This is a genomic window from Streptomyces sp. TLI_146 (genome assembly GCF_002846415.1).
Taxonomy (GTDB): domain Bacteria; phylum Actinomycetota; class Actinomycetes; order Streptomycetales; family Streptomycetaceae; genus Streptomyces.
In genome coordinates this window covers 7,896,423-7,914,437 of sequence record NZ_PJMX01000001.1, presented here as the reverse complement: position 1 = coordinate 7,914,437, position 18,015 = coordinate 7,896,423, and the positions used below count along the sequence as shown (strand labels likewise).

The 18,015-nt window shown below is 71.3% G+C and carries 16 protein-coding genes; 5 read left to right on the top strand and 11 right to left on the bottom strand.

Annotation, left to right across the window (positions count from 1 at the left end):
• Positions 1-101: 101 nt before the first annotated feature.
• Positions 102-1,382 (top strand): 3-deoxy-7-phosphoheptulonate synthase, encoded by a 1,281-nt coding sequence (locus tag BX283_RS35185; RefSeq protein WP_373979326.1) that lies wholly within the window; start codon positions 102-104, stop codon positions 1,380-1,382.
• A 17-nt stretch (positions 1,383-1,399) separates the two neighbouring features.
• Here the strand turns inward: BX283_RS35185 and BX283_RS35180 are convergent, their stop codons facing one another.
• Both BX283_RS35180 and BX283_RS35175 read right to left on the bottom strand, forming a co-directional pair.
• On the bottom strand, positions 1,400-2,185 hold the full coding sequence (locus tag BX283_RS35180) for an aquaporin (RefSeq protein ID WP_257584079.1): 786 nt from the start codon (positions 2,183-2,185) through the stop codon (positions 1,400-1,402).
• A gap of 169 nt (positions 2,186-2,354) precedes the next feature.
• On the bottom strand, positions 2,355-2,927 hold the full coding sequence (locus tag BX283_RS35175; protein WP_143676539.1) for a hypothetical protein: 573 nt from the start codon (positions 2,925-2,927) through the stop codon (positions 2,355-2,357).
• Between the two features lie 262 nt (positions 2,928-3,189).
• On the opposite strand from BX283_RS35175, the gene BX283_RS35170 reads away from it, so the two are divergent.
• Entirely contained in the window at positions 3,190-3,993 is an 804-nt protein-coding gene (locus BX283_RS35170; protein WP_101391441.1) for a polysaccharide lyase family 7 protein, read from the top strand.
• A 14-nt stretch (positions 3,994-4,007) separates the two neighbouring features.
• On the opposite strand, the gene BX283_RS35165 is transcribed toward BX283_RS35170, so the two are convergent.
• The 3 genes from BX283_RS35165 to BX283_RS35155 form a co-directional block, all read right to left on the bottom strand.
• The gene (locus BX283_RS35165; RefSeq protein WP_101391440.1) at positions 4,008-4,361 is read right to left on the bottom strand and encodes a zinc ribbon domain-containing protein YjdM; all 354 of its coding nucleotides are present in this window, start codon (positions 4,359-4,361) and stop codon (positions 4,008-4,010) included.
• A gap of 74 nt (positions 4,362-4,435) precedes the next feature.
• The gene (locus BX283_RS35160; protein ID WP_101391439.1) at positions 4,436-5,281 is read right to left on the bottom strand and encodes an HNH endonuclease family protein; all 846 of its coding nucleotides are present in this window, start codon (positions 5,279-5,281) and stop codon (positions 4,436-4,438) included.
• 125 nt (positions 5,282-5,406) lie between these two features.
• Positions 5,407-6,405, bottom strand: coding sequence for a zinc-dependent alcohol dehydrogenase family protein (locus BX283_RS35155; RefSeq protein ID WP_101391438.1), 999 nt, complete (start codon positions 6,403-6,405; stop codon positions 5,407-5,409).
• Positions 6,406-6,568: 163 nt separating this feature from the next.
• Between BX283_RS35155 and BX283_RS35150 the strand changes: the two genes are divergently transcribed.
• Positions 6,569-6,928 (top strand): helix-turn-helix transcriptional regulator, encoded by a 360-nt coding sequence (locus BX283_RS35150; RefSeq protein ID WP_101391437.1) that lies wholly within the window; start codon positions 6,569-6,571, stop codon positions 6,926-6,928.
• Positions 6,929-6,959: 31 nt separating this feature from the next.
• Here the strand turns inward: BX283_RS35150 and BX283_RS35145 are convergent, their stop codons facing one another.
• From BX283_RS35145 to BX283_RS35135, 3 genes are read right to left on the bottom strand one after another with little or no spacing between them, the layout of a single operon-like run.
• Complete coding sequence (locus BX283_RS35145; RefSeq protein WP_101391436.1) at positions 6,960-7,943, bottom strand: hypothetical protein; 984 nt, start codon at positions 7,941-7,943, stop codon at positions 6,960-6,962.
• Positions 7,940-9,175: an MFS transporter gene (locus BX283_RS35140; RefSeq protein ID WP_101391435.1), complete on the bottom strand. Its 1,236-nt coding sequence runs from the start codon at positions 9,173-9,175 to the stop codon at positions 7,940-7,942. Before BX283_RS35140 ends, BX283_RS35145 begins: the two co-directional genes overlap by 4 nt.
• The gene (locus BX283_RS35135) at positions 9,175-10,512 is read right to left on the bottom strand and encodes a discoidin domain-containing protein (RefSeq protein WP_101391434.1); all 1,338 of its coding nucleotides are present in this window, start codon (positions 10,510-10,512) and stop codon (positions 9,175-9,177) included. Before BX283_RS35135 ends, BX283_RS35140 begins: the two co-directional genes overlap by 1 nt.
• 320 nt (positions 10,513-10,832) lie before the next feature.
• Between BX283_RS35135 and BX283_RS35130 the strand changes: the two genes are divergently transcribed.
• Positions 10,833-11,165, top strand: a complete 333-nt coding sequence (locus BX283_RS35130) for a hypothetical protein (protein ID WP_101391433.1) — start codon at positions 10,833-10,835, stop codon at positions 11,163-11,165.
• Between the two features lie 133 nt (positions 11,166-11,298).
• A complete protein-coding gene (locus BX283_RS35125; protein ID WP_143676537.1) occupies positions 11,299-12,765 on the top strand; it encodes a DUF6851 domain-containing protein in 1,467 nt (488 codons plus the stop codon).
• A gap of 61 nt (positions 12,766-12,826) precedes the next feature.
• Here the strand turns inward: BX283_RS35125 and BX283_RS35120 are convergent, their stop codons facing one another.
• The 3 genes from BX283_RS35120 to BX283_RS35110 form a co-directional block, all read right to left on the bottom strand.
• Positions 12,827-13,300 carry a carboxymuconolactone decarboxylase family protein gene (locus tag BX283_RS35120; RefSeq protein ID WP_101391431.1) on the bottom strand — a complete coding sequence of 158 codons (474 nt, stop codon included), beginning with the start codon at positions 13,298-13,300 and terminating at the stop codon, positions 12,827-12,829.
• A gap of 127 nt (positions 13,301-13,427) precedes the next feature.
• Positions 13,428-15,314, bottom strand: coding sequence for an ABC transporter ATP-binding protein (locus BX283_RS35115; RefSeq protein WP_101391430.1), 1,887 nt, complete (start codon positions 15,312-15,314; stop codon positions 13,428-13,430).
• An 83-nt stretch (positions 15,315-15,397) separates the two neighbouring features.
• Entirely contained in the window at positions 15,398-17,839 is a 2,442-nt protein-coding gene (locus BX283_RS35110; protein WP_101391429.1) for an RICIN domain-containing protein, read from the bottom strand.
• Between the last annotated feature and the right edge of the window lie 176 nt (positions 17,840-18,015).

The window sequence follows — 18,015 nt, the reverse complement described above, 5'->3', positions numbered from 1 at the left end:
CCGCGTCTCACGTCACGCACCTCGCGCCTCACACCTCGCCCGACTCCGTAATGACGCCACCGGCTCGCACCCCGTCGTGCCGGGCCGTACGAGGGGGATCGTTGAACGGACAAGCGCCCGCGGCTCCTCGGTTCGGCCCCGCACGGCCGTCGCCGCCCCGACCGCTTCCTGACGAACCGCTACCGGACCGCCTGAGTGCCGCGCTGGACCGCGCCCTCGCCCGCCCCGCCGCCCAGCAGCCGCAGTGGCCCAACCCCGGGGCCGTACATGAGGTGCGGACGATCCTTGAGGGGGTGGCCCCGGTGGTGGGCGCGGACGAGGTCGACCGGCTGCGTGGCCACCTGGCGGCGGTGGCGACCGGCACCGGATTCCTCCTCCAGGGCGGCGACTGCGCGGAGACCTTCGCCGGAACCACCGAGCGCTCGATCGCGGGCACCGTCGACACCCTGTACCGGATGGCGTCGGCACTCACCTCCACGACCGGGCTGCCGGTGGTGACCGTCGGCAGGCTCGCCGGCCAATACGCCAAACCCCGCTCCTCCCCCACGGACGCGCAGGGCCTCCCCACATACCGGGGAGACATCGTCAACGACAGTGAGGCGACCGCCGAAGCCCGTATCCCCGACCCGCACCGCATGCTCCGCGCCTACGTCAACGCGACGGCCGCGATGACGGTGGTGCGTGCGCTGCGTGCGACGAGGGCGGTCGGAGGCGGCGCCGAGGCCGAGTTCTTCACCAGCCACGAGGCCCTGCTGCTCGACTACGAGCGTTCGATGCTACGGATACGAGGTGAGCGCCGGCCGTACGACCTGTCGGCGCACTTCCTCTGGATCGGCGAACGCACCCGTCAACTCGACGGCGCCCACCTCGCGTTCGCCGAGCTCCTGACCAACCCCATCGGCGTGAAGATCGGCCCGACGACCACGCCGGAGCAGGCCGTCGCGTACGTGGAACACCTCGACCCGTACGACGAGCCGGGCCGACTGACCCTGATCAGCCGGATGGGCAGCGCGGAGGTGCGGCGCGTGCTGCCGCCGATCGTGGAGAAGGTCACCGCGACCGGGCACGCGGTGGTCTGGCAGTGCGACCCGATGCACGGCAACACGGTGCAGTCCCGAGGCGGATACAAGACCCGCCACTTCGACCGCGTCCTCGACGAGATACGCGGCTTCGCCGAGGTCCACCGCACTCTGGGCACCCACCCCGGCGGCCTGCACGTGGAACTCACGGGCGCCGACGTGACGGAATGCCTGGGCGGCCCCCAACACCTCTCCCCCGCGGACCTCCCCCACCGCTACACCACGGCCTGCGACCCGCGCCTGAACCGCACCCAGGCCATTGAACTGGCTGTTCTGGCGGGAGAGATGCTAGGGGCGCGGTAGTGGGGCAACCGATACCGTCAACTACCGGTGTACACACCTGACTTGGCACGCTTCGACGTGAACCAGTAGTGGACGAGCGCCCCCAGCGCGGCGCCGAGGAGCGGCGCCGTCAGATACGCCCACAGTGCCGTGGTCGTGCCGGACAGGGCCGCCGGGCCGAGCTGGCGGGCCGGGTTGGCCGCCCCGCCGCTCACCGGGCCGAGCAGCGCGATGATCAGGCCGACCACCAGCCCCACCGCGTACGGCATCGGCCGGACAAGCCCGGGATGGGCGACGAAGAAGCCGATGAGCAGGGCCACCGCCGCGAAGCTCGCCGCCTCCAGGGCGAACACCGCCATGGAGGACCGGCCGGGAGCCGGGCGGGCCAGTCCGTCGCTGAGCGCCGCCGACTGGAGCACCGGCCCCCACACCAACCGGGCCAGCCCGGTCCCGGCCAGCCCGCCGAGCAACTGCCCCATGGCGTACGGAACAACAGCGCGCCCCGGAAAGGCCCGCATCAGCCACAGAGTCACGCTGACAGCCGGATTGAGGTGTGCTCCCGAGCCGCGGCCCGGCGGGCTGGTGATCAGCCCCACCAGCAGGACCGCGACCAGGGCGCCGACGACGCCCAGCGCGAGATGCGGATCGGCGATGAAGAGCGGCGAGGCCGGATCGAGCAGCCAGCGCACCATCGTCACCACGAAGAACATCATGACGGCGGTCAGCGCGCACTCCACCACCGCGCCCCGCCATGGCGCGCTCCCCGGCGCCGGCCCCGGCGGGCCCGCCACGGCCTCGCCCGCCCGCACTCTCCCGTAGGCCACCGATCCCCCCTCGCACCGGCCAACCGCCCACCATCCATCGGGCGGTGACGAACAGCCGCAGGGTAGAACCCCCGACTTGCCGGAAAGCAGCGAAGCACCCAACCGGCCGCGAAATGACCGGAAACACCGTCTTGCGCCGGGGTACGCGGGCTGCCTTCGCTTCCGGGGACTACAGGTAGTCGTAGACAGGAAGGGTCCAGCCCTGGCGGCAGGTGTGGCCCGAGCCGATGTCGCACCCTTCCACCGAGATGCGGTACGCGCCGGGCTGGAGGGTGTTCCAGTACACCGTGCCGTCGTACCGTCCGCAGTCGCCGCTGCCGCCGCCGTGGGCGATGCACTCCTGGTCCCCGTTGATGTCCTGGCCGTCACGCCTGATGTTGATGAGCCAGCCGTCGTAGTTGTAGGCGTCGCTCAGCCCCCAGTCGAACCGTAGACCGGCACCCCAGCGCTGGACGGAGGTGACCATGTTGCCGCCCTGGTTCGGGGACCAGACCATCGCGCCCTTCGCGAACCACTGGTACAGCCCGTTCCCGTACTGGAACGCCTCCTGCACCGGACAGCCGAAGCCGCCGTCCGCGCCATGGTTGTCGTTCCACCGCCGCAGGAACTGGCTCGGCACGTTGTAGGAGCAGGCGGCGGCGCCTTGCGGTGCGGCCTGGGCAACCGGTACGGGGGCGGCGACGGCCACGGCGGCGGCCATCACGGCCCCCGCCGCCATCATCCGAAGTGTCGCTCGTGACAAGGCGATCCCTGCCTCTCTACGTCGTCGGGCGGAGACCTCACCGTAGTGTCCGGCGAGCGGCCCGGCGATCGGCCGTTCCGGTGAGCGGAACGCGTGGCCGATTCAAGCGGTCGGCGCGATCCATTGACGCGGTCACGCCGGAGCTCTACGGTTCTCCGAGTTCACGTCAAAGCACAAGGTTCAGCCATGTGAACTCGACGACCATCAAGACCCCAGAGCACCGACCCGACCCTCGACTCCCCCACTCGACGGGAAGCCCCCCATGCGCATCCGCACGCTGCTCATATACGTGACCACCGCGACCGCCGCAGGCAGCCTGGCCGTCGCCGCCCCCGCCGCATCGGCCCTACCCCCCTCGGCCACTGCGGCAATCCTCGCGAGCCCCTCGGTCGCCCCCGGCGGCAACTTCGACCTCTCGGTGTGGGAGCTCCAGGAACCGGTGGGCTCCCCCGGCTCGCCGACCACGATCCCGCCGTCCCGGCTCAAGGGGGCCAACGGCTTCCAGGACGCGTACTTCTACACGGACACACGCGACGGCGCGATGACGTTCTGGGCGCCGGAGAAGGGCGTCACCACGCCCCACTCCCACTACGCCCGCTCCGAGCTGCGCGAGATGAACCGCGACGGCAGCCCCGCCAACTGGTCACTGCGCGGCACGCACCGGCTCGACGCGACCCTGCGCGTGGTGTCCGTGACGTCGAACGTCTGCGTAGGGCAGATCCACCTCGGTACGGGCGGCTCGTCCACCAAACCACTGCTGGAGCTGTACTACCGGGCGAGCGGCGACATCGTCCTCGGCACGGAGAACTCTCCCTCGGGCGGCCAGACCCCGCACACGGTGGGCCACGTCCCGGTCGGCAGGACGTGGAGCTACACCATCGGCGTCTCGGGCGGCCACACCATCGACCTGACGGTCAACGGCACGACCACCCACTACCCGATCCCGTCGTCCTTCAACGGCTACAAGCAGTACTTCAAGGCCGGGTCGTACAACCAGTCGTCCTCGGACAGCACCACCAAGGGCGCCCGGGTCGGCTTCTACAAACTCACGGTGTCCCACGCCTGAGCGCGCGGCACCGGTCAGGCCTTCTTGACCACGCTGGACTTGAGCTGCATGGCCCCGAAACCCTCGACCTTGCAGTCGATGTCGTGGCCGTCGACCCCGTCGACGAGGCGGATGTTGCGCACCTTGGTGCCCGCCTTGATGCCGGTCGGACTGCCCTTGACCTTCAGTGTCCTGATCACGGTCACCGTGTCGCCGTCGGCGAGCACATTGCCGACGGCGTCCCTGACCACCCCGGCCCCGCCCTCGTCGGACACACCGGTCGCGGGCGACCACTCGTGCCCGCACTCCGGGCAGACCAGCAGCGCACCCATCTCGTAGGTGTACGCGCCGGAGCACTCGGGGCAGCGGGGAAGGTTGTTCTCGTCCACCGCAGAAGTGTATTCGCGCCGGGGGATGCTTGCGCGCCGGGCGCGGCCCGCCTCCCCCGCCGACTGCCGGGGACCTACCCTGGGCAGTCGCCCAGCACCTCCGCCAGCTTCGTACGCTCCTGCGTCGTGACCCGCAGCCCGTAGTAGTCCTTCACACCGATCCACGCACGGCTGTACGTGCACTCGTACCCCTTGGGCAGCCACTTGTCCGGGCCCTTGTCGCCCTTGTCGCGGTTGCTCCACGTGGAGACCGCGACGAGCTGCGGCGAGCCGCTGAGGTCGTTGGCGAACGCGCGGCGCTTGTACTCGGGCCAGTCCCGGGCGCCCGAACCCCATGCGGCGCGGAGCGGCACGACGTGGTCGATGTCGACGCGCAGGGGGTTGGTGACCGTCAGGTCGTCGTAGGGGCTGCGCCAGCGGCCGCCCACCACCTTGCAGCCGTCCTTCAGGGTGGCGGGGATGTCGGACAGGGCCTTCAGGGCGAGTTCACGGGTGGGGCACTTGTCGACGCCGTGCAGGACCCAGCAGCTCTTGCCGCCGAAGGCGGTCCGTCGGAACCCCTTGCTGTCGAACGTTCCGACGTCCAGCTCGGAGAGCATGCGCTTGGCGTCGTCCAGGTCGGGGATGTTCTTGGGCCACTTGACCTTGGCGGGCGGAAGGCCGGTGGGAAGCGGGGCCGGGACGAACGCGGCGGTGCCGGGCTCGTGCACGGCCCCCTGGCCCGAGTCGGTCGACGGCAGCCGGTCCTCCTCCGGGCCCTCGCAGTCGAGCTCGTCAAAGTTGAGCGCCGCGCTCCGCGGCTGGTCGGCCGCGGGCCGCGAGGGCGGGGACGCGGCGTGGGCCGCCACGGGGAGCACCGCTGCCGGCAGTGCCGCGACGAGGAGGGCGGAAGTGAGGGCCGGTCGCCTGTACAAGCGCATGAGGATCTCCTTCGGTGGCATGGCGTCCTTGTGCCGAGGCACCCTCTTGAGGACTTGACCGACCCCGGCGACACTCACGCGATTTTCCGACTTTTCCCCCGTTTGGCCCCTGCCTCGGCCGGTCCTCAGTGGTCGACCGCAACCACGATCTTGCCCACCTGGCCGCCCGCCTCCATATAGCGGTGGGCCTCGACGATCTCGTCCAGCCCGAACACGCGGTCCACGGCGGGCACGAAGGCGCCGCTCCGCAGCCCCGAGGTGACGAAGGCCTCGGCCCGGCGCAGCCGCTCGGGGTCGGTGGTCGTCTCCAGGGCGGTGTAGGTGCGCATGTTCAGGGCGGGCATGCCGAGTTCGAACCCCGGATACGGCGTCACCTCCCCGCTCAGTGCCCCGTATTCGATCAGCGTGCCGCCGGGGGCAACCACCCTGGCGAGGTCCAGTACACCGGGTCCCGCGACGGCATCGAAGACGAACTCGGCACCCCGGCCCGCCGTCAGGCCCAGCACACGCTTTACGACGTCCTCCTCACCGGTGGCGATCACCTCGGCCGCCCCGGCCTTGAGCAGCGCGTCCCGCTTGGCGCCGGTCCGGGTGGTCGCGATGGGCACCGCCCCGACGCGGTGGGCGACCTGGATCGCGGCCAGGCCCACGCTGCTGGACGCGGCGGTGAGCACGACCGTGTCCCCGGCCCCCATCCCGCCGACCTCCACCAGTGCCCCGTATGCCGTCAGATACGGCATCCACACCGCCGCGCCGCCGACCGCGTCCAGCGAGGCCGGCCGGTGCACCACCGCGGCCGCCGGGACGATCGCGCGCTCGGCGTAGACCCCGTACGCGTTCATCGAGAACGCGGGCACCACGCTGACGGCCCGACCGGGCTCGAAGCCCGTCACACCGGCGCCGACGGCCTCGACCACTCCCGCCGCCTCGGCGCCGAGCCGGGCGGGGAACTCCTTGACGTCCTCGATGTAGTTGCCGCTGCGGAACAGCGCCTCGGCGCGGTTGAGGCCGATCGCGTCCACCCGAATCAGCAGTTCACCCGGCCCGGGCGCGCCGACCTCCACGTCCTCCAGCCGCAGCACCTCGGGTCCTCCGAGCTCATGGAACCGCACCGTCCTGGCCATCGGGCCTCCCCCTTCGACGAGTTGACGGCGGTGCGATGACCGCGCCGCCGGAGCTCAGCCAAACAGGAAGTACGATCACTGTCAAACTTTGATGGCGATCATACTTTGATGGCAGTCATACTTCGATGCGTGTCGTACGATGTGGGCCGGAGGTCGGCAGTCGATGGCAGCAGCGAGGCAGAGCGAGCGAGGGCGCATTCCGCCCCACCCGGACGTCCGGGCGATCAGCACCCAGCAGGTGCTCGAAGCCCTGGTCGATCCCGTGCGCCGCCGGATCGTCGGCGAGCTCTACGCGGCCCGCGATGACCTCAGCTGCGGCACGATCGACCTGCCGGTCAGCAAGTCCACGGCCACCCACCACTTCCACGTGCTGCGCGAGGCCGGGCTCATCCGCCAGTATTACGTGGGCACCTCCCGGATGAACGCCCTGCGGCGCGATGAGTTCGACGAGGTCTTCCCCGGGCTCCTGCGCGCACTGGTGACCGGCCACGCCAAGGAGTCCGACGCGGAGCGCGGGGCGTAGCGCCCCGACGGCGTCCGCTCTGCCGGGAAGGTCACCGCACCGCCACCGGTGAAGAGCCGCCCGGTGCCAGCAGGCGGGGCTTGCCCGTGCCGTCCGCCGGGACCGACCAGAGGTCGCTCGCGCGCCCCTCGCGTCCCGGCAGCGCGTAAGCGACGGTCGCGTCGTCCAGCCAGGCCGCCTGGTCGTCGACGCTGTGTGACTCGGCCAGCGGGTGCTCGCGCTTCCCCGCCAGGTCCAGGACGTACAGCCGCCAGGGCGACCGGGGGTCGCCGGAGACCTTCTTCTTGAAGGCGATCCGGGTGTTGTCCGGCGACAGCGACGGGCATTCGACGTTCTCGCGCAGCGCCCTCGCCGACCAGTTCCGCAGGTCGCCCTCGACCAGGTGGGTGCGGCCCCGGGTCGAGACGGTGGCGTAGAAGCGGTTGTCGTCGCGGGCGAAGGTGACGCCCCAGTAGTTGACGTCCGGTGCGTGGTGACGGGCACCGCCGATGGTCAGCGGGATGCCTTCGATCGACTTGATCAGATAGCCGGTGCGCAGGTCCAGGACCGAGGTCCGGGTCGAGAAGCCGGAGGTGGCGTACGAGTCGCCGACGGCGAACGCCGTCCACGACACCAGGTGCCCCGAGGCGGAGACGCGGGCCCGGTTGGGGATGCCGGGGACGGTCACGGCGCGCACTTCGCGCAGCCGCCGGTCCAGGACGAGGGCCCGGGTGCGGGCGGGCAGGCCCGGCAGCTTCCGCAGGCACAGGGCGCGCTCCCCCGCCGCGTAGAACCGGTCGCAGGACGGGCCGCCGGTGACGCGCGGCCCGCCTCGGGCGGGCAGGCGCGCGACCCGTCCGGTGGCCGAGTCCCGGAAGTACAGTCCGGGCTCGTCGAGGGTGAACGAGGCGTCGGCGACGGCCTGTTGGGGCGGGCGCTCGCGGTGGCGGGCGTGCAGGACGTAGCCGAGGGAGCCGCCCGCCAGCAGGAGCACGGCGATGACGACGACGGCGAGCCGCGGGTGACCGGCCTTCATGACGCCTCCCGGGCGGGTGCGGGTGCGGGCAGGACGCGCCAGGCGGCCGCGAGCGCACCGGCCAGCGCCAGCCCCGCCATCCACAGGGCGGGCCGCTGCCCCCAGAGCGTCCACGCCGCCCCGAACCCGGCCGCGCCGAGGAGCCGGGCCAGCGCCTGACCGGTCTGGAGCACCGCGAGCCCGCCGGCGCGTCCGCGCACCGGCAGCAGGGGCCCGGCGAGCGCCATCAGCACCCCGTCCGTGGCAGCGTAGAAGATGCCGAGCAGCGCGAGTACGGCGATCGCGGTCGGCCAGGCGAGCGGGGCCAGCAGCAGGGCGTACGCGCCGAGCAGGGCCGCGTGCCCGAGCAGGAACGGCAGTCGGCGCCCGGTCCGGTCGGCGATCCGGCCCACCGGAACGGCGAGCAGCAGATAGCCCGCGGCGGGACCGAGCGGCAGCAGCGGGAACAGGGCGGTCGGCAGGTCGAGGCCGCGCTGGAGCAGCAGATAGAGGAAGGAGTCGCCGATCGTGGCGGCGCCGAGCAGAGCGGTCGCGCACAGGATGCGGCGGAAGGCAGGGTCGCGAAGTGCCGTGCGCGGGCGGGGAGTTACGGGTACGGGCACCGCCCCGGACGTGGCGGGTACGTACACCGCCAGCAGCAGCACACCCAGCAGCCCGGCGCAGAAGCTGACGGCGAACACCGCGTCGTAGGCGTCGGTGGTCGCCCTCAGCACGGCGAACGCGGCAAGCGGCCCGAGGAGCGCCCCCGTGGTGTCCATGGCGCGGTGCACGCCGAAGGAGCGGCCGAGCGTCTCCGGCGGGCCGCTGAGCGAGATCAGGGCGTCGCGCGGGGCGGTGCGGATGCCCTTGCCGAGCCGGTCGGCGGCGAGCGCGGCGGCGATGCCCGCGGTGGCTCCCCCGGCGAGGAGCAGCCCGAGCCGGGAGAGGGCGGAGAGCAGATAGCCGGTCCCGGCGACCCGCTTGTGCCGGCCCCCGCGGTCGGCGAGCCGCCCGCCGAGCAGCCGTACGAGCGCGGTGGCGCCGTTGAACATGCCGTCCAGGAAGCCGAACTGGAGCGGCGAGAGGCCGAGGCCCAGGACGAGGTACAGCGGCAGCACCGCCGTGACCATCTCCGAGGAGACGTCGGTGACGAGGCTGACCGCGCCGAGCGCGAGGACGGTGCCGGGGACGCGCCGCCCGGCCCCTGAGGTGCGGGGCGGCGCGTCCGTACGGCCGGTGGTGGCCAGGTACATCAGTGGCAGCCGTACTTCGGGCTGGTGTCCTTGACCTGCCCGTCCGCGCCGACGTAGGTCCACTCGTAGCCGGAGTCGGTGAACTCCAGCTTCAGCACGCCGTACTGGCCGCTGATGCGCTTCTGGCTGTTGGGCTGGACCTGCTCGATGGGATACGGCTCGGCGCCGCCCATGCCGCCGACCACCTCCACGATCCCGTCGGCGGTCGCCTTGCCGTCGGGGTCCTGCGGGGCGAACCGCTCGTAGTGGTGGTCGTGTCCGTTGAGGACGAGGTCGGCCCTGGCGCCGTAGAGGATCTTCCACACCGGCTTGGAGACCGGGTCGTTGCCGTGGCCGCCGGACGAGTAGAGCGGGTGGTGCCAGTAGGCCGCTATGCACTGCTTGCCGTTGGCGGCGAGGTCGGCCTTGAGCCAGTCGATCTGGGCGGACTGGTCGAAGGAGTTGGAGTCGAGCGCGATGAAGTGCCAGTTGCCCTCGTCGTAGCTGTAGTAGCTCTTGCCCTGCGGGTAGGCGATGGACCCGAAGTAGCTCTTGTACCCGGCGAGGGAACCGGCCGGGTCGTACGTCTCGTGGTTGCCCGGCACCGGGTGGGTCTTCGCCTTGAAGGTGCCCCAGGTCTTGTCGTAGTAGGCGCGGTAGTCGGCTATCCGGGCGTCGTCGTACTGGTTGTCGCCCATCGTCAGATAGAACTTCGGATCGATCTGCCGGGCCAGCGCGGCGGTCTTCGGGTGCGCGCAGCCGCTGTCGGCGGCGGTGCACTGGGCGGCGATGTCACCGGCCGCGACCACGGTGAAGTTCTTGCCGGGCGGCGGGCCGCCGTCGAGGGTGCCGTACACCTCGGCCTCGTACAGCGAGTAGCCGTACGACGTGCCGCGCGCGGTGCCGTGGACGCGCAGGTATCTGCCCTTGCCGGTGAGCCCGGTCCAGTCGTCGGTGCCGCCGTTGCCCGCCTTCTCCTCGGCGAGCGTGGTCCAGGACGCCCCGTCCTGCGACACCTCGACGCGGTACGCCTTGCCGTAGGCGGCCTCCCAACTGAGCCTCACCCGGCTGATGGTGGCCGTGGCGCCGAGGTCGACCCGGATCCACTGCGGATCCTTGCCCTCGACGCTGGCCCAGCGGGTGGCGGTGTCGCCGTCGAAGGCGTTCGCGGCGCCGAGCGAGGACGCCTCGGTGGAGGAGGCGGTGGCGGGTTTCCCGCGCGAGATGAGGGGATCGGCGGCGGCCCCGGCCCGCCCGGGCCAGGCGAGCAGCAGCCCGCCGAGGAGGGCGAGAACGAGGAGGAGAACGAGGTTTCTGCCGCGTGGCAGGGAGAGTCGGGCTGAGGTGTTCAGGCGCATACCTGGACTCCGTGGGGGTGGGGAACGGCGAGAGCTGGACACCGGGACGCGGCCCCGCCCCTTGCCCGCGCGGGCAGGGGGCAGCGCCACGGCAGCCGGGTCAGAGCTCTCGCTGAGCGCGTCATGCCCACGGGGGTGGGGCACCGCGCCAAGCCGCCGCCGGGGAGCGTAGCGGACTGGAAGGTTTCCTACCAGTGGTCGGGCATCCGCGCCCGCATCCCTCACCGCACGACCGCGAGCACCGTCGAAGGCGGCGTCGACGCCGCGTACCGGCCGTACACGAAGAGGTCGCGTTCCGCGACCTGTGGGACGAGCCGTTCTTGGCCAGCGCGGCCGAATCCGGCTGGTGGCGCGATTACTTGCTGGCCACCGACGGACGCGAGGGCCACCCGGTCCGCGTCGGCGCCCTGGCCGAGCCGCCCGACGAGTGGCTCGGCGCGATCGCCCACGGCTGCGGAGCCGCCCTCGCTCCCGCATCCAACGCCCGCTGCCACGCCCGCCCGGCCGTCACCCACCGGCTGGTCATCGGGGTGGGTCCGAGCCGGGGCGCGAGGGCTCGGGCGCCCGCCGACGACCGCGACCCGGTCGTCCAGGACTCCGTCCGCCGCTCCCAGGAGAACGGTGGGGCGGAGGGGTCCAACACGACCGGATAGCGCCGTACCACGAGCGGTGGCCGAGTCCTAACGTGCCTTCGTTGGCCAATTCCCATCGAAGGGAGACTGACCCATGAGGGACCAGAGGCGGCTGCGGTGGTCGCGTTTGCGACGATGGACGGCCGCCTGCAGCGTGACCCTGTTATTGGGCTCGCTCGCCAACGTCGCGTCGGCCGACCCCGCTACGGACCGCCCGGCATCCCACTCGGCCGCCAAGGCGGCCTCGTTCGACTTCGACCACGGCAACGCCGCGCTCGAAGTGGTCTACCCGGCACTCCAGGCCCAGGAACGGTCCGTCATCTCGAAGGACGGCTCCGACATCACCCTGATCGTGGACTACGGCATGCTCCTGGAGACCTCCTGGTTCGACTCCATCGCGCCCTACCACCGCAGCGCGGTCGGCATCTACTCGAATCTCGGCCGCCGCCCCGTCGGCGAACGCACCAACCGGAACAAGAACACCGCCATCCTCTACACCTCCTACCGCATCTTCAACGCCCGTATCCCGCAGGCCGCGGCGGGCTGGCGGGAGATGATGACCTCGGTCGGCCTCGACCCGGACGACCACCAGGAGAACACCCGGACCGCCGCCGGCATCGGCAACCTGGCGGCCCGGCACGTCCTGGAGGCCCGGTGGCACGACGGTATGAACCGCTACGGCGACGAGGGCGGACGGCAGCAGGCGCCGTACGCGGACTACACGGGGTACGAGCCGGTCAACACGGCGTACGAACTCCGCGATCCCTCCCGCTGGCAGCCGGCCATCGTCCCCCACGACGACGGCACCTTCGAGATCCAGAAGTTCATCACCCCGCAGATGCGCCTCACCACGCCGTTCACGTACAAGGACCCGGCGCAGTTCCACATCCCCCCGCCGGTCAACAGCAACCACCACAACCGGCACGGCTACAAGCAGCAGGCCGATGAAGTGCTCGCGGCGTCGGCGGCGTTGACCGACTACAAGAAGATGGCCGCCGAGTTCTTCGGCGACAAGTTCATGGCCCTCGCGGAGGCACCCGGCGTCGCCGTGGTCCAGGACGCGCACCTGGACGTCGAGGGGTTCGTGCAGTTCATCGCGACCATCGAGATCGCCATCTTCGACAGCACCGTCGCGGTGTGGCAGCAGAAGGCGAACTACGACTCCGTACGGCCGTTCAGCGCGATCCGGTACCTGTACGGCGACACACCGCTGACCGCCTGGGGCGGCCCGGGCAAGGGCACGGTCCACGACATCACCGGCAACCAGTGGCGCAGCTATCTGCCCGTCACCAACCACCCCGAGTACCCGTCCGGCTCCACCGCGGCCTGCTATGCGTACGCGCAGGCGGCGCGGCTCTTCCTCGGCAGCGACAAGGTGCACATCGCGATCCCGCGCAAGGCGGGCTCGTCGGTGATCGAGCCGGGTGTCACCCCGGCGAAGGACCTCACGCTGACGTACGACTCCTGGACGGACTTCGCCACGACCTGCGGCAAGACCAGGGTCTGGGCCGGGGTCCACTTCCCGTCGGCCGTCAAGGCCTCGGAGGATCTGGGCCCGCAGTTCGGGCAGCGCTCGTACGAGTTCGTACAGCGCCACATCCACCCGGACCTCGCGAAGTAGCGCACACACGTGTCGGCACCGCCCCCTTCGCGGGGCGGTGCCGACGGACTTCTGGTGCCGATCAGGCGAACTGGCCCGGCTGGTAGTCACCCGCGGGCTGGCGGACGATGACGTTCAGCCGGTTGTAGGCGTTGATCAGGGAGATGGCGCACACCAGCGTCGCGAGCTCCTCCTCGTCGAAGTGCTTGGCGGCCTTCGCCCACGTCTCGTCGGAGACGCCGCCGGCGCCGTCGGCGATGCGGGTGGCCTCCTCCGTCAGCTCCAGGGCGGCGCGCTCGGCCTCGGTGAACACCGTGGCCTCCCGCCAGGCGGCGACCAGGTTGAGGCGCGTCTGCGTCTCCCCGGCGTGCAGGGCGTCCTTGGTGTGCATGTCGGTGCAGAATCCGCAGCCGTTGATCTGACTGGCACGCAGCTTCACCAGCTCCTGCGTCGCGCCCGGCAGGGTGGAGTCCGCGAGCACCCGGCCCGCGGCGACGAGGTGCTTCCCGAACTTGGCCGCGATCGGGCTGGCGAAGAGGTTCAGCCTGGCTTCCATCGTGTACTCCTTCAACGTTGTTCGCTGTCACCCCTATGACAAAGCAGCCCGGCCAGCCGTGACACCTTCGGATGTGACGTGCGTCTCGCTCGCGGCTCGCGGTGAGCCCCGTGGTCGGCCCAGTCGGTCAGCCCAGCTCCGCGTGCGCGCCACCGGGCCGGGCGAACTGGGTGCGGTACAGCTCCCGGTAGCGGCCGTCGAGCGCCAGCAGTTCGTCGTGGGTGCCGCGTTCCACGATGCGGCCGCTCTCCACCACAAGGATCAGGTCGGCGGACCGTACCGTGGACAGCCGGTGGGCGATCACCACCGCGGTGCGGCCCTCCAGCGCCTCGCCGAGGGCTTCCTGGACCGCCGCCTCGGAGGTGTTGTCGAGGTGGGCGGTGGCCTCGTCGAGGATGACGACGCGCTGGCGGGCCAGGAGCAGGCGGGCGATGGTCAGGCGCTGGCGTTCGCCGCCGGAGAGCCGGTAGCCGCGTTCGCCGACGACGGTGTCGAGACCGTCGGGCAGGGAGGCGACCAGACCGTCCAGACGGGCCCGGCGCAGGGCGTCCCAGAGGTCCTCCTCGTCGGCGTCGGGGCGGGCGAGCAGCAGGTTGGCGCGGACGGATTCGTGGAAGAGGTGGCCGTCCTGGGTGACCATGCCGATCGTGTCGCGGATCGAGTCGGCGGTCAGATCCCGTACGTCGACGCCGCCGAGGCGTACCGCACCCTCGTCCGCGTCGTACAGCCGGGGCAGCAGCTGGGCGACCGTCGACTTGCCCGCGCCCGAGGAGCCGACGAGGGCCACCATCTGGCCGGGCTCGGCGCGGAAGGAGACGCCGTGCAGCACTTCGGCGCCGCCCCGGGTGTCGAGGCTCGCGACCTCTTCGAGGGAGGCGAGGGAGACCTTGTCGGCGGAGGGGTAGCCGAACCGCACGTCGTCGAACTCGACGGAGACCGGCCCGTCCGGCACCGCCTTGGCCTGCGGCTTCTCGGCGATGAGCGGCTTCAGGTCGAGGACCTCGAAGACCCGCTCGAAGCTGACGAGGGCGCTCATGACCTCGACGCGCGCCCCGGCGAGCGCGGTGAGCGGCGCGTACAGCCGGGTGAGCAGCAGGGCGAGGGAGACGACCGCGCCCGCCTCCAGCTTGCCGTGCAGGGAGTAGTAGCCGCCGAGCCCGTAGACGAGGGCGAGCGCGAGGGCCGAGACGAGGGTGAGGGCGGTGATGAACGCGGACTGCGCCATCGCCGTACGGACGCCGATGTCGCGCACGCGGGCGGCCCGGGCGGCGAACTCGGCGGACTCGTCGGCGGGCCGCCCGAACAGCTTGACCAGGGTCGCTCCGGGCGCCGAGAACCGCTCGGTCATTCGGGTGCCCATGGCGGCGTTGTGCTCGGCGGCCTCCCGCTGGAGCCGCGCCATCCTGGTGCCCATACGGCGCGCGGGCAGCACGAAGACGGGCAGCAGGACCAGCGCGAGCAGGGTGATCTGCCAGGAGATGCCGAGCATCACGGCGAGGGTGAGCAGCAGCGTGACGAGGTTGCTGACCACGCCGGAGAGGGTGTTGCTGAAGGCCCGCTGGGCGCCGATGACGTCGTTGTTGAGGCGGCTGACCAGCGCCCCGGTGCGGGTCCGGGTGAAGAAGGCGACCGGCATGCGCTGGACGTGGTCGAACACCGCGGTGCGCAGGTCGAGGATGAGCCCTTCGCCGAGCGTCGACGACAGCCATCGGCCGACCAGCCCCAGGGCCGCCTCGGCGAGGGCGATCGCGGCGATGAGCAGGGCCAGCCGGGTGACGGTCCCCGTCTCCTCGCCGCCGACGATCGCGTTGACGACGCGCCCGGCGAGGAGCGGGGTGGCCACCGCGAGCAGTGCCGTGGCGACGCTCAGCAGGAGGAACAGGGCGATGCGGCGGCGGTGGGGCCGCGCGAACACAGCGATGCGCCGCAGGGTGGCTCGGTTGAACGGACGTCGGTCCTGCTGCGCGGTGATGACGTTGTGGAGCTGTGTCCACGCGGTGGCTTCCATACTCATACGAGGAACGTACGACCTCTAGTTAACTTGAGGTCAACGGTTCCGCCGAATCGGCTCCACTCCGTTCTCCTCAGTCCACCGGATCAGCCCACCTTGACCAGCCGCCAGCACTGGTTCGCACCCCCGTTCGCGGGCCACTGGATCACCTGGGCGCCCATCACGAGCGACCCGCCGCTGACGTCCATCAGCTGGCCGTCGAGCCGGGACTCCAGGACGTGGCAGTCGCGTGCGCCGGGTGTCACCCGCCATTGCTGGTTGGTCCCGCCGGTCGCGGCCCACAGGTTCAGCTGGGTGCCCGGTACGACGCTACGGCCGGGGACGTCGAGGGGTTTGCCGCTGGCCGCGCCGGTGACGGTGTAGTAGCCGTCGCCGGTCGAGGTGAGCTTCCACTGCTGGTTGGCGCCACCGTTGCCCGGCCACTGGATGATCGGGGTGCCGTCGGCCGTGCCCTGCCCGGACGCGTCGAGTAGCTGGCCGCTGTGGGCGTTGACCAGCTGGTACGTGCCGTCGAGCGGCGCCGTCGGGCCGGGGGTGATGCTGAGGTTGGCGAACTGCGCGCCGTAGTACCCGGCGGTGCCGAGCCCGATCTGGCCCGCGCCGTAGCTGTTGTCGGTGACGGTGGCGAGGGTGGCCGCGTCGAGCTTCGCGGTGATGGTGGCGCCCTGGAAGGTGAGGGCCAGGGTGTGCCAGGTCTTGAGGCCGGGCGCGATGACCGTACCGCTCGCCAGGGTGGTGGAGGACCAGGCCGTGTCGGTGCGCAGCAGCGACCAGGCACCGGTGTCCGCGACGCGCAGGTGGTAGGCGTTGAGGCCGTTGTTGTTGCGGCCCTGGGTGCCGACCCGGCCGAGCAGCTCGACCGCACCCTGCTGTTCGAGCAGGGCGTCCGAACGGACGGTGTAGTCGGTCCAGTTGACGTCACCCATCAGCGCGTACGGCTGCGGCGTCGACTCGTCGGTCCAGCGGATGGGTGTGGTCGGTGCCTGCTGGCGCAGACAGCGGCCGGTGCGGCCACCGGCGCACGGCGCGGTCTCGAAGGCGCCGTTCATCGCGGCGACATACCGCGCCTCCTGCCCGGTGGCGGTCCCGGCCAGCGAGTCCGCGTACGGCAGGGCGAGCGGGGTGCGCTGCGGGGAGGTGACGGTGCCCGCGCCCTGGCCGGTCGTGGTGGTGACGGTGTAGAGGTGACCGGGCTGGAGCGTGAGCCGGTACGTCCCCGAGGTGGCGGTGAGGTCGGGCTCGGGCACCAGGTGCGCGGTGGCGCCGTTGCCGGAGAAGTCGGTGGACCACACGTGCAGGGCGCCGGCCGGAAGGCCGCCCGCGACCTTCAGGGTGACGGTCTGGGCGGCGGTCGCGTCCATCGTCTCGAACACGGTGGACCAGGCGGCCCGGCCCGGCGCGGCATAGCTGACGTAGCTGCCGTTGGAGCGGTTGCCGCCGAGGTAGCCGGAGGCGGTGTCGAGGTACTGCCAGCCGGGAGCGGTGAACTGGGTGGTCTGCGCGGTCGCCCAGGCACTGCGGTCCACGCTGTACGCGCCCGACCAGGGCTGGTTGGCCGTCACCAGGCCCATGCTGTTGAACGAGAGGTTGGGGTAGAGCGCGGCCACCACCGGCCAGTTGATGAAGGCGGTCATCCTGGCGTCCAGATAGCCGCGGTTGATGGCCCGGGCCATCGGGACGGCACCGGTCGCCGCGTCCTCCGAGCCGTTCTCGCTCGCCCAGAGCTGCTTGCCGGTGGCCAGCGCGTCCGGGGTGGTCGAGCAGCTGGTCATCGCGGACATATAGCCGCACGGGTAGTGGGCGCCGACGATGTCCACGGCGGCGTTGAGCGCGCTGTCGCCGCGCATCGCGGTCGCGATCTGCCAGCCGTCGTCGGCGCCGACGACCTTGGTGGCGTATCCCTTGGCGGCGAGGGTGGCGTGCAGGTTCTTGTACCAGGCGGCGTTGAAGCCGCGCTCGTTCCAGCCGCCGAGGTAGTCGATGGTGAGGTTGTGCTGCTTGGCGCAGCCCAGCCAGGACATCAGGTAGTCGATCATGTCCTGGGACCAGAAGTTGCCGTTGCCCACCCAGCCGGGCGCTCCCCAAGAGAGCGCGGCGAGCTTGATGCCGGGGTTGCGGGCCTTGGCCTGCTCCATCAGCCACCACTCGTACCCGTTGGAGCAGTTGACGGAGCCCCGGGTGTGCTCGATGGAGGACTCGGCGCCGTCGGTGGAGTTGGTGTCGCCGCCGACCTCGACCTTGAGGATCTGGAGGGCGGCGCCGTAACCGGGCTTGAAGAGGTAGTCGAGGATCTGGGCGCGCTGCGGCTCGGGGTAGTCGAGCAGCAGCCGCGTGTTGCCGCCGCCCCCGCTGATCGCCCCGACGCCGTCGAAGACGCGGCCGGGGGACGCACCGTCGACGGTGATGTCGGTGTTGGCGGCGGCGGTGGCCCGGGGAGCGGCGCGCGGCGCGGCGGCCGCCTGCGGGACGGTGGTCAGGGGCAGACACAGCAGAAGCACGGCGAGCAGGGTGCGGGGAAGGGATCTCATCGTGGTGCGACCCTCTCTGACAGGGAATCTGACAGGGAAACAGCTACATGCACGCACATTTTCGATCACAAGCGAACGCAAGTAAGCAGTAGCAAACAGTAGGAAGGGGAGGATGGGGCGTCAAGGCCCCAGGCGTGCCTGGGCAGTTGTGTGTGACTTCGGCCCGGCTCGGCGCG